At 52.9% G+C, this 9,174-nt stretch carries 7 protein-coding genes and 2 tRNA genes; 2 read left to right on the plus strand and 7 right to left on the minus strand.

Annotated elements, in window-relative coordinates:
* Positions 1-138: 138 nt before the first annotated feature.
* A complete protein-coding gene (locus tag ACMHXE_RS04025; RefSeq protein WP_339087532.1) occupies positions 139-2,994 on the minus strand; it encodes a pitrilysin family protein in 2,856 nt (951 codons plus the stop codon).
* Positions 2,995-3,032: 38 nt separating this feature from the next.
* Positions 3,033-3,458, minus strand: a complete 426-nt coding sequence (locus tag ACMHXE_RS04030) for a YqaA family protein (RefSeq protein ID WP_071477249.1) — start codon at positions 3,456-3,458, stop codon at positions 3,033-3,035.
* 215 nt (positions 3,459-3,673) lie between these two features.
* Here ACMHXE_RS04030 and ACMHXE_RS04035 point away from each other — a divergent pair, with 215 nt between their 5' ends.
* Together ACMHXE_RS04035 and ACMHXE_RS04040 are read left to right on the plus strand one after the other, a co-directional pair.
* Positions 3,674-4,660: a hypothetical protein gene (locus ACMHXE_RS04035; protein ID WP_413731453.1), complete on the plus strand. Its 987-nt coding sequence runs from the start codon at positions 3,674-3,676 to the stop codon at positions 4,658-4,660.
* 28 nt (positions 4,661-4,688) lie between these two features.
* On the plus strand, positions 4,689-4,856 hold the full coding sequence (locus ACMHXE_RS04040) for a hypothetical protein (protein ID WP_167388646.1): 168 nt from the start codon (positions 4,689-4,691) through the stop codon (positions 4,854-4,856).
* A gap of 183 nt (positions 4,857-5,039) precedes the next feature.
* Here the strand turns inward: ACMHXE_RS04040 and ACMHXE_RS04045 are convergent, their stop codons facing one another.
* From ACMHXE_RS04045 to ACMHXE_RS04065, 5 genes are all read right to left on the minus strand, one after another.
* A complete protein-coding gene (locus ACMHXE_RS04045; RefSeq protein WP_101056581.1) occupies positions 5,040-6,173 on the minus strand; it encodes a sodium ion-translocating decarboxylase subunit beta in 1,134 nt (377 codons plus the stop codon).
* Between the two features lie 9 nt (positions 6,174-6,182).
* Entirely contained in the window at positions 6,183-7,973 is a 1,791-nt protein-coding gene (gene oadA / locus ACMHXE_RS04050; protein ID WP_413731455.1) for a sodium-extruding oxaloacetate decarboxylase subunit alpha, read from the minus strand.
* 26 nt (positions 7,974-7,999) lie between these two features.
* Positions 8,000-8,269 carry an OadG family transporter subunit gene (locus tag ACMHXE_RS04055; RefSeq protein WP_101056579.1) on the minus strand — a complete coding sequence of 90 codons (270 nt, stop codon included), beginning with the start codon at positions 8,267-8,269 and terminating at the stop codon, positions 8,000-8,002.
* Positions 8,270-8,958: 689 nt separating this feature from the next.
* Positions 8,959-9,035: transfer RNA gene (locus ACMHXE_RS04060), tRNA-Arg, on the minus strand.
* A gap of 46 nt (positions 9,036-9,081) precedes the next feature.
* Positions 9,082-9,173: transfer RNA gene (locus tag ACMHXE_RS04065), tRNA-Ser, on the minus strand.
* Position 9,174: the final 1 nt, after the last annotated feature.

The raw sequence follows: 9,174 nt of genomic DNA on the forward strand, positions 1-9,174 counted from the left end.
AGCCTAAGCGGCCTTTCAGGCAAGTGTAATTTAAAAGACACAGGCGGTGATGCTCTTTCAAGCATCACCGCCTTGCATAGTGGCAAGCGAGTCGTAACCCGCTGCGGTTAAGAACAATATGGGGTCAAAGTGGCCGTTTTACAAGGGCAGATTGATCACTGAATAACCCATTGCCTTAATCCCGGGTTCGATAAGATTTTTATCCCCGACCACCAATATCCGCATGCTTGCAGGGTCCAACCATTCTTTGGCCAGTTCATTGAGACTGTCTAGCGTGGCATCCTTGATAATCTCATCCTGACGGGCGGTAAAATCATCGCTCAGGCCGTACTTCTGGATCATGCGGATAAAACCGGCCTTTTGGTAAGGCGTTTCATAATCCAGTGCCTTCCCCTGAGAAATAGAAGCCCGCATAAAGCTAAGCTCTTGTGTCGTCATCCCCTTATCATGATAAGCCTTAAGCTCCTTGATAAACTCGGCCAGCGCCTTGTCGGTGACATCACTGCGAACGCTGGCGCCCGCCTTGAAGTAGCCCTGCTCAATACCCCCGCTGAAGAAGCTGCGGGCACCATAGGTGTAGCCCTTATCTTCCCTGAGATTAAGATTGATACGGCTGTTGAAAGCGCCGCCCAAGGGATAGTTCATCAGGTAAGCCTTGAAGAAGTCGCCCGTGGCATCGTAAGGCAGGGCGCGCTTGCCTATGCTGATAACCGACTGGGCCGCTCCCGGCTTATCGATAAGGAATACCACTCCGGGTTTGCTCTCGGGCAGCTCACTCAAGGCCGGCAGAGACACTGCCTGGCCGCCCCAAGACTCTAATCCTATGAGCTTGCCGATTAGCTGATCGCGTGGCAGATCGGTTACCGCCACCAGTTGGGCGTTGCCGGCACGATACTGCTCCTTATAGAAAGCCTTGATATCATCGAGCGTCAGCTGGCTGACACTCTCAAGCGTGCCGTTATCATTGACACCGAGACTGGTCTGGCTGCCATACAGCAACTTGCTGAACCCCTCTTCGGCCAGATAGTTTGGATCCGATGCCAGATGTTGCAGACTCTGCAACTGTTGCTGTTTTACCCGCTCGAAATCGGCTTCCTTGAAGCCTGGCTCAAACAGCCTTTCTTCGACTATTGCCAGGGTCTTATCCAGGTTTTCGGTCAAGGCTGAGATCCGGATGCTGCTTTGATAGCCGCTACTGTCAAACACCACGGAAGATCCCAGCAGCTCCAACGCCTGGGCCAGTTCTTCACTGCTGCGTTTGGCGCTGGACTCATTGAGCATGGCCGCAGTCAAACCGGCGAGCCCGGCCTTTTCCACCGGCACCAGTCTGTGACCGCCGTTGAGATAGATGACCAGCTCGGTAGTAGGCGTTTCATGGCTTTCGGTGCCCATGACACTGATACCGTTGTTCAGCTGGGCCGACCAAAGCTTGGGCACCTGCATGGAGGGCGCCTTGCCGGCAGCGGGGATCTTACTGCGATCGAACCTGCTGTTGGCGATTACTGCCTGCTGTAACCCGGCAACCGCTTCGGCGGCAACCCTGGGCTCAGGCGGGGTAAAGTTATCGGCCTTGGCCACCAGCGCCTTGGCGCCCATGGGCACAACGCTCATCACCACACTGGGCTTATCCTTGATGTAGCGCTTGAATACCCGCATCACATCTTCTTTGGTCACAGCATCATAGCGGGCCAAATCTTTGGCTATCTGATTGGGATCACCGGCGAATGTCTGGTTATAGGCCAGATTGGACACCTTGCCCGAGACACTCTGCAGCGAGAAGATACTGTCGGCGCGGAACTGCACCTTGACCTTCTGCAGATCTTCATCTGTGACGCCCCGCTGTTCAAATTCGGCGATCGATTCGCGGATCTTGGCCTCTATCGGCGCCAGTGCTCCGCCCTTGGCCGGATTGGCCAAAGCGTAGATGGACATCTGACAGGCCAGCTCCTGGCAAGGATGACTGACCCCGGCCTGCACCGCATAACCATCTTTCACCAGATTCTTGTAAACCAGCGAGGTCTTGCCGCCGCCGAGAATATTGGCCAGCAGATCCAGTGCGGCCTCATCCTGGTGACGGGCATAAACGGTTGGGAAAGCCATACGGATGAGTGGCAGATGGACCTTATCTTCCATCGAGATATAGCGAGTCTTGTCCAGCGTTACCAAAGGCTTGGCATCGGTCGCCACCTCAGGCCCTTTGGGAATATCGCCAAAGTACTTGCTGACCCAGGCTAATGTCTGCGCGGTATCTATATCACCGCCTATGGTCAGGGTGGCATTGTTGGGGCCGTACCAGCGCTGGAAGAAGTGTCTTACATCATCAGGTGTGGCGCGGTCGAGATCCTCGGGCCAACCGATAACAGGCCAGGAATAAGGATGACCGGCGGGATAAAACGCCTGATTGAAACGTTCATTCATCCGCCCGTAAGGACGGTTATCGATACGCTGGGCCCGTTCGTTTTTCACGGTTTCCCGCTGCACTTCAAATTTCTTGTCGGTCAGGGCCGGAAGCAGATAGCCCATACGGTCCGACTCCAGCCAAAGCATTTTTTCCAACTGATTACTGGGAACAGTTTCGAAATAGTTGGTGCGGTCAGTGTTGGTGGTGCCATTCAAGGTGCCGCCGGCTTCGGTGACTATCTTGAAATGCTGTTCATCGGCCACATTTTCAGAGCCCTGGAACATCATATGTTCAAACAGATGGGCAAAACCACTGCGCCCCGCCTGCTCTCTGGCCGAGCCCACATGATAGGTCACATCCACATGCACCAGAGGATCAGAATTGTCCTGATGCAGTATCACGGTCAGGCCGTTGGCCAAGCGATACTTGCTGTAAGGGATACCGACTTCACCGGCCTTGGGGGTGACCGACTCGATGAGAGTCACTCCTGCCGGCAGTTGTACCGAGGAAACCTCAGCCAATCCTGTGTCGGTTTGCACTGAGCAACCCGCCAATGCGGCCGAAATCGCCGCCGCCAATAACCATTTCTTCAAAATGTTACTCCTTCAACCGGAAACCAAACTCAAAAAACTCATTGCAGCCACTCTAAAGCCAACAACACAATTATCAAATAGCGCAGGCCCTTGCCTGTCAAAATCATCAGAGTGGATTTTGTAAGAGGAAGTTTCATCCAACCTGCTAAAAGGCACAGAATATCGCCAATAAGCGGCACCCAGGAAAGTAACAAGGCCCAATAGCCGTAGCGCTTCAGCAACGCCAGCGCCTGCTTGTGGCGACCGCTGTCGAGTTGCTCGGGCGTGACCGCCTTGCGCCCCAAGAGCCCAAGTAGATAGCTGCTCAAGGCCCCCAAGGTGTTGCCTATAGTGGCGCTAAGCAGCAGCGACCATGCCATCTCCGGCTGTTTGTCCAGCAAAGCCAGCAACAAGACTTCCGAGCCTCCAGGCAGCAATGTCGCCGCCAAAAAAGCGCCGCTGAACATCAGCCAGAGTTCCCACATATGATACCTTCCTGCATACTGCTTGAATCAAAGGCCCGGCCAGGCGGACTTTAAAGATAAATGGATAAATACTGATTTTTTAGTGCTGAAAGATATAAGAAAATGGCGCCCTTGCCCAGCTGAGTCTCAAGAGTTTAAATCATACAATCGCGATAGAAAGCCACAAAACCAGGGGTTAAAACCAGCCCTAAGATAGACAAGGAAAGGAGTCATAAATGCAGGAGCTGAACTTTATTCAATCTGTTCAGGAGCGGGATATTGATTTGATGTTGCTGGAGGAGTGCCACACTTCAATGGCCTTCTGCAATTGGTTGGTTTCCCGGGTATATGAATTCCACCACATCGTAGAGTTTGTCGGCGCCTGGCATTCTGTCATTCACAACCAATACGGCGAGTCGGATCTCGTGGTGATTTTCAAGTCCAATGACGGCTCCCATCAAGCCATTCTTATCGAAAACAAGATAGATGCAACGCCACAACAGCAACAAGGGTTAAGGTATCGCTACCGTGGCGAGCATGGGATAGAACAGGGCTATTGGGTCGATTTTCGCACCTGTCTGTTGGCTCCGCAAAAATACCTGGCATCCAACAATGAGCCCTATGATAAAACCATCGCCTATGAGGAACTCATGGCGTACTTTGTCGCCCAAGGGGCATGGTACCGGGCACGGCTTATGGCCGAGAGCATCAGCAAGCAAAGACGCGGATACCTGCCCAGCATTAGCCCCGAAGTCACAGAATTTGCCAGGAGTTATCTTGAGTTTGCGAAAAGACATCACCCGGAGTTGAACCCGGAACCCCCCAAAAACCGCGCCGCCGGACATTCCTGGCTGCATTTCTACCCGCTACTGCCCAATAAGCAAATCCGCATCGTTCATCAATTGGCAGGAAGCCTGGTCAAAATCATGTTTCTGGGAGCAGTCGAGCAGCTTGATATGCTCACACAAGCCTTCGGTGCATATGCAAGCACAGGACTCATGATCAAACGCTCCGGCAAGTCTGTCGTGATGGAACTGCCTACGCCGCCCATTGACCCTTTTAAAGACAAATTCGAAGATGTCCAACCACAAGTGCAGCAATCCATTGCCCAAGCCAAGAAACTGAGGCAGATGTTAATTCAGGTGCTGGCGGATAAAGGCATTGCAGCGAGCAATATTAAAGCATCTGACTGGTACTCCGTAAGCATCCCAGTCTATGATTAAGCCATATCTCTTTGAATAGTGAGCAATCATGGCCCGTCTTTTGTTTCTGCCTATTATCCTGTCCCTATTCTGGATAGCATTTTTACACTTCAATAGAGTCCCTCTGGCGCAGGGGAAACGCGGTTTTATTTGGATAATTGGCGTCAGTGGCACCTTGATAGCCCTGTTGTCACTGGCCATCTGGCTGACGGCCTGAGCTTTTGATAAGCCCTTGAAATGAGCCTTTGAAATGATTGCTTGAGCTAACCCAGAGAGCACCAAAACCCGCGCGTTGCAGATTGCCCGCTAGCAAGCCTTAAAACCGATAACCGGCGCGGCCACTGGCTACGCCGGTTATTTTTTAACGTCATGGCACTCAGCTATTCAGCGCTTAAAGCACTCAGTTGCCCAATACCGCCAGCAGAATACCGGCAGCGACCGCACTGCCCAGCACACCGGCCACATTGGGGCCCATAGCGTGCATCAACAGGAAGTTTTGCTGATTGGCCTCTAGCCCAACCTTATTCACCACCCTGGCGGCCATGGGAACAGCCGAGACCCCGGCGGCACCAATCAAGGGGTTGACCTTGCCGCCACTGAGTTTACACATAAGCTTGGCCATCAAGACCCCGGCAGCGGTGCCAATGCTGAAAGCCACCGCCCCGAGCAGCAAGATCCCCAGCGTTTCGACCCGAAGAAACTGCTCGGCCGAGAGCTTGGAACCCACCGCCAATCCGAGGAAAATAGTGACGATATTGATAAGTTCGTTTTGCGCCGTGTTGGAAAGTCTATCCACCACTCCGGATTCGCGCATCAGGTTTCCGAGACAGAACATGCCCACCAGGGGAGTCGCTGTCGGCAAAAACAATATAGTCATTCCCAGCACCATAAGGGGGAAGATAATCTTCTCCTTCTTGCTGACTTCCCGCAGCTGTTCCATCTTGATCTGCCGCTCGGCTTCCGTGGTCAAGGCCCGCATGATGGGAGGCTGAATAAGCGGCACCAAGGCCATGTAGGAGTACGCTGCCACCGCAATGGCTCCCAGCAAATCAGGTGCCAGTTTGGAGGCGAGGAAAATGGCCGTAGGACCATCGGCGCCGCCTATAATGGCAATGGCACCGGCATCCTGCATACTGAACTCAAACCCGGGTACCAGGTTCAGGGCTATCGCACCAATCAGGGTGGCGAAGATCCCGAACTGAGCGGCCGCGCCCAGCAATAGCGTCTTGGGGTTGGCTATCAGGGCACCGAAATCTGTCATAGCTCCGACCCCCATAAAGATCAGCAGCGGAAAAATGCCGGTATCTATGCCCACGTGATAAACATAGTAGAGCAGCCCATTTTCCTCGGTAAAACCTGCGTTGGGGATATTGGCCAAAATGGCGCCGAAGCCGATGGGCAGCAGTAACAATGGCTCAAACTTGCGTACTATTGCCAGATACAACAGCAAGGCGCCAACCAACATCATCAAGGCCTGTGGCCAGGTAAAATGCGCTATTCCCGTCGCGGACCAAAAAGCGAGTAAACCATCCATAATCGCTCCTTAGGCCAGCGCCAACAGCTTGGTACCAACGCTGACGGCATCGCCTTCCTTGACCAGAATACGACTGACCACACCATCGGCCTGAGCCCGGATCTCAGTTTCCATCTTCATCGCCTCGAGGATGATAACGACATCACCGGCGCGAACGCTGTCTCCGGCGACCACCTGTACCTTAAAGATATTGCCGGAAAGCGGCGCGCTCATCTCCAGTTCCGGGCCAGAGACAGCAGGAGCCTGCACAGGGGAGGCCTGGGGCTCTGCCACCGGCAAAGGCGCTATCTGATTGATATCACCGCCTTCACTGACCTGCACCACAAAGCGCTGCCCCTGTACATCCACGGTATAAACCTCCGGCTGACGACCACCTGCCTTGGTTTGAGTTGCTTGTGGCTGAGGAGCTTCCAACTCTGGCTTGGGTTCAAATGCCGCAGGATTGCCACGGTTCTTAATAAACTGCAGGCCAATTTGCGGGAACAGTGCATAAGTCAGCACATCATCGTCGCGCTCTTCGCTGAGGCTCAGGCCTTGTGCCAACGCTTTTTCGGCCAGTTCGGCCCGCAGATGTTCAAGCTCGGGCGCGAGCAGATCGGCCGGGCGGCAACTGACAGGCTCGCCCCCCTGCAACACCCGCTGTTGCAATTCACTGTTTACCTTGGCCGGGGTGGCGCCATATTCGCCCTTGAGCACGCCTTCCGTCTCCTTGGTGAGCGACTTATAGCGCTCGCCCATCAGCACATTGATTACTGCCTGAGTACCGACAATCTGGGAGGTGGGGGTCACAAGTGGAATAAAACCCAGATCTTCCCGCACTCTTGGGATCTCCTCGAGCACCAGATCCAGCTTATCCTCGGCGCCCTGCTCTCTGAGCTGGTTTTCCATATTGGTCAGCATGCCCCCCGGCACCTGAGCCCGCAGAATGCGTGAATCTATGCCCTTTAGTGCCCCTTCGAAACGGGCATATTTTTTTCTGACTTCACGGAAATAGGCAGCAATCTCCTCCAGCAGCGCTAAGTCATAGCCTGTCGCCCTATCGGTATCTTCAACCATGGCTACCAGAGTTTCTGTGGCACTGTGACCATAGGTTTGACTCATGGAAGAGATGGCCGTATCCAGCACATCGACCCCGGCCTCAATCGCCTTTTGATAAGTGGCAGTCGATAACCCTGTGGTGGCATGGCACTGCATGGTGATCAAGAGATCGGTTTCCGACTTCAAGCGGCTTATTAGCTCAAATGCCTCCATCGGCTTGAGCAAACCGGCCATATCCTTGATACAGAGTGAATGGCAGCCCATATCTTCCAGCTGTTTGGCCATGGTCAGCCAGGTTTGCAGTGTATGTACTGGGCTTGTGGTGTAAGAAATTGTGCCCTGGGCATGGGCACCGACATCAATCACGGCTTTCAGCGCGGCTTGCAAGTTGCGCACATCATTCATGGCATCGAACACCCGGAATACATCGACCCCGCTCTCATGGGCGCGCTCCACAAACCGAGTCACCAGGTCGTCACTATAATGGCGATAACCCAGCAAGTTCTGCCCTCTCAATAACATCTGCTGCGGGGTGTTGGGCATGGCTTGTTTCAGCGCCCGGATCCGCTCCCAGGGATCCTCCCCCAAATAACGGATACAGGCATCGAAGGTAGCACCGCCCCAAGACTCCAGGGACCAAAAGCCAACACTGTCCAACTTGGCGGCGATTGGCAACATATCGTCGATACGCATTCTGGTTGCCAATAATGATTGGTGAGCATCCCGCAGGACAACGTCGGTTAATGCTAAAGCTTTACTCATCTTTCTTATCCATCAGATTACGGCAGTTAAGCCTGTTTGCGATATTGGTGAATGGCACAGCTAATAGCTGCCAACTGTTGCGGCGTAGGCGCACCGGTCTGGGGCACAACTGTGGGTTGCGCGCCTCCCATGCCCTGAGTTTGTGGCTGACTCTGTTCCAAATTGGGTCTGGGTGCCAAATAGCGGGCCGATATTCTGAGCCCCAAGATCAGCAGCCCCAAAAACAGATAAACCAGCCCCATACCGAGCAGCATAATCCCCACTGCTTCCAAGAGTTGCTCAGAAAGCGACATCATCTCTTCCTCATTTTGTTAACAGATTGGCAGGCATTTTCCTGTCTATGACTTGCTTAGGGCGATAACGCTCACAATCTCGGGAGCGTACACCAATAATAAATATGCTAAAAAATGTGATTTTCAGTCATTAGATGTTTTAGCCTAGCAGGCCTGCCTCTGCCAGACTATGTGACTTAGGTCAAAAGCAATAACCAATCTATAACAAATAACCCCCACCAATGTAAATTGGTCATACCAAAATAAATCAATAAAATCTCAATGAGGATGATGATTCATAAATATTCATCTTGATTTTTTAAGGAAAAGACAACAACCCGGTCAACATGAAGTAAAGCTGATATAGAGAATGTCTGTAAGGCGAAAGAGTTTCAGCATAGAGGTATCATGAATATAAATGGAAAGCCGTCAGTTTGATCCGATAAGTTCACTTCCAGCGATTAAGTTGTCCGTGATGGCTCCCCTTAAAAATCAATAGGCCCCGGCTCACAGCCACAGCCTGAAGCGACAGCGATACAATAAGCAAGGCAGATGTTGAACTATAGAGGCGGGCTTTATCACAAGACTCAAGCGAATCTGTATTTCCGCGGACAAGTTTTCGGATAAGACGCCACAGGAAAGTAATTACAAGCGGGTAAGAGTCAGATAGCAAAACGCCCCGCGATTGCGGGGCGTCTTACTTCTTTGCTATTTGGCGCGCATGGAAGGAGTCGAACCTCCGACCGCCTGGTTCGTAGCCAGGTACTCTATCCAGCTGAGCTACATGCGCTTAATCCGGAACTCAGAAAGCTTGGCTCTCAGAGTATAGTAAAGAATGGCGGAGAAGGAGGGATTCGAACCCTCGATGGGAGATAAAGCCCATACTCCCTTAGCAGGGGAGCGCCTTCGGCCACTCGGCCACCTCTCCG

The organism is Shewanella sp. BJSY2023SW007 (genome assembly GCF_047314525.1).
Lineage (GTDB): Bacteria > Pseudomonadota > Gammaproteobacteria > Enterobacterales > Shewanellaceae > Shewanella > Shewanella chilikensis.

Bases quoted from the DNA above. Each gene is read 5' to 3' on its own strand.
- ACMHXE_RS04030 (WP_071477249.1), bottom strand. From the start codon at position 3,458: ATGTGGGAACTCTGGCTGATGTTCAGCGGCGCTTTTTTGGCGGCGACA.
- ACMHXE_RS04035 (WP_413731453.1), top strand. From the start codon at position 3,674: ATGCAGGAGCTGAACTTTATTCAATCTGTTCAGGAGCGGGATATTGAT.
- ACMHXE_RS04045 (WP_101056581.1), bottom strand. From the start codon at position 6,173: ATGGATGGTTTACTCGCTTTTTGGTCCGCGACGGGAATAGCGCATTTT.
- oadA (WP_413731455.1), bottom strand. From the start codon at position 7,973: ATGAGTAAAGCTTTAGCATTAACCGACGTTGTCCTGCGGGATGCTCAC.
- ACMHXE_RS04040 (WP_167388646.1), top strand. From the start codon at position 4,689: ATGGCCCGTCTTTTGTTTCTGCCTATTATCCTGTCCCTATTCTGGATA.
- ACMHXE_RS04055 (WP_101056579.1), bottom strand. From the start codon at position 8,269: ATGATGTCGCTTTCTGAGCAACTCTTGGAAGCAGTGGGGATTATGCTG.